Raw genomic sequence first — 2089 nt, forward strand, 5'->3', positions numbered from 1 at the left:
GCCTTTGATAGTGACACGCTGCTGAAGGTCGCCTCCCGCAGGGCCCACATGTTGTGTTTCAGCCGGTCAACGTCCGATGGAATCGATCTGTTCGCTGTGGCCTATGCATCCGCGTTGGGCYTGGGTAAGTCCAAGGTTGAGATGGAGTGCCATCGCCTGATCCTGGGCCTCGTGGGTCTGGTCGGCGACAAATCTCCAGAAGCCAAGAAGAAGATTGGCCTGCCGCCCGGTGATCTTGAGGCGTACCTGCGCAAGCTGGCCTCGTATCGCAAGCAAGGCGGAGGTGGAAGGGATGCGACCTGGCTTGCCGTGGCCAAAAGCGACGATAGCTTCAAGATCCGGACGAGCTCTTCGCTGGAGCAACTTCTGGAACCTCTTCAAGAACGTGCCCAATCCCCTGCTCATCGTGAGGATCGCAGTGTCTGGCGTGGGCCGACACTCGGAAGTCGAGAAGATGACGAGCACGACCGGTGATACATAGAGGGATCAGATTGAACCCGCTTCACCCAGATGCACTCAATGAGTGCATCTCGAAGCGAGGCCCGCCGGCAGGAGGTTCGGGTTTGCAAGCGACTGTCCTCTCGGACTGGGATGTCGGTCGTATGACAACTGATCCAGCCGATAGCAGCAGAGTTGTTACAGAAAAATAATTCTCCCCTAAATATTGAGGCCAGCACATCGGCTTTGAATTCGAACAGGAGAAACCTATGAAATCAAATAGCAACCTTGAGACCGCAGCAGCGGCAGCAACATCCATCAAACAATTGAGTGCAACATGCTTCAGGCAGGACACCGTCCTGGTAGCATGCAAGGACGCCTCAGAGCACCAAACGCTTCTCGCGCTTGCCCAGCAAGCCTTGAAGGACGGGCACATCCTCAAGATTACGGACTATCAGCAGTCCGGATGCCTGGACATCCGCATCGAGTTCCGTCGACCTCCCATCCTGACGAAGGAGGTGTCGCCACAGAGCCAATGATGGTGGGTACTCAGGCGCTGGATACACCAGCGCCTGGCGACCTGTGATTACTACAACCTGGCTCAAGACGGATTGGCCTCCAAGCACGCTGCTTGCGGTGGATGGTTGCCGATGCCTGTCCTGACCCAAAACGTTTAGGGATCAGGAGCTACTTATCACAGAACTGCGCCCTCAGTACTTGACGCAATAATTTGAGGCCGACTCCCGTTGCCCAGGCATGATCCGTCCCCGCAGACGTTCGTCACCCCCCCCGCCGGAGCAACCAACGGCGTACCACTGCTGCGGCTTACGGCTTCCAGCCTAAAATTTTTGGGCGGTGGCGTACCGCTGCGGACATCACACACTCCGTGTCAATTGCATTGGGCACCGGTGCGGGGTTACGGGCTTGCCAGCTGAAGAGCATGGAGAGAAGCCGGCATTTGTCTAAATGAAATGGCGCTCGGTCTTTGGGTCGGGTGATTTGACTCTTTCTCAAAACCCTAAGAGTATCTGGGCTACTCCATGGAGGGAGTTTCCTTCAGGAGTGATATTGCTGGCGATGTCCACCAATGGCTCGCCAGGACATATTAACTGCCAAGGAGGGGGCCATGGCGGCTCGATTCGACACGCATCCGCAATATGTTCCGATCATCAAGTGGCAGAAATTCGAGCAGCGCGCATTGTCCGAGCTGGTTGCTCCAGTGGTGGGGCGAACCCTGCCGTGCATCGAGGTTCGCTTGCCTGGGCAGCACGCATCCATGCTCGAATCCTATGCTGATGTATGGAAGCAGCCAGCGCTGATTGATTACTCCAATCCGGATGGCGACCTCAATGCCAGCCGCATCAAGGAACTCAACGAGTTCTTAAAGGTGGTAGGCGGCTCAGGCAAGCTGGTCACGCCGGTCCTCAACCCCGTCACCGCGGCAAAGGACTTCCCGGCCATTGGGCCATCCCTAGGGAACAGGAAGATTGCCCTTCGTCTGCGCCTGGCTGAGCCAGGCGATGCGCCAGACGCAATCCCAATTGTTAAGGCCGCCCTTGAAGTCCCCGGACTACGACAACGGGTGGAGCGACTCATCGTCGACTTGGGCCAGACACCGGCGATCTCTGCTGCAAACCGACCGGTGCTGGCG

Annotated in this window: 3 protein-coding genes; all 3 read left to right on the plus strand. The window is 57.2% G+C overall.

The window, feature by feature from the left end; translation table 11 throughout:
* Positions 1-474 (plus strand): hypothetical protein (locus AC1DQP_RS19770; RefSeq protein ID WP_478052334.1); only part of this gene is annotated, 474 nt, incomplete at its 5' end.
* A 233-nt stretch (positions 475-707) separates the two neighbouring features.
* Entirely contained in the window at positions 708-977 is a 270-nt protein-coding gene (locus AC1DQP_RS19775) for a hypothetical protein (RefSeq protein WP_478052335.1), read from the plus strand.
* A 587-nt stretch (positions 978-1564) separates the two neighbouring features.
* A partial coding sequence (locus AC1DQP_RS19780) for a beta family protein (protein WP_478052336.1) occupies positions 1565-2089 on the plus strand: 525 nt, incomplete at its 3' end.

It is taken from the genome of Stenotrophomonas sp. P5_A8 (genome assembly GCF_056400545.1).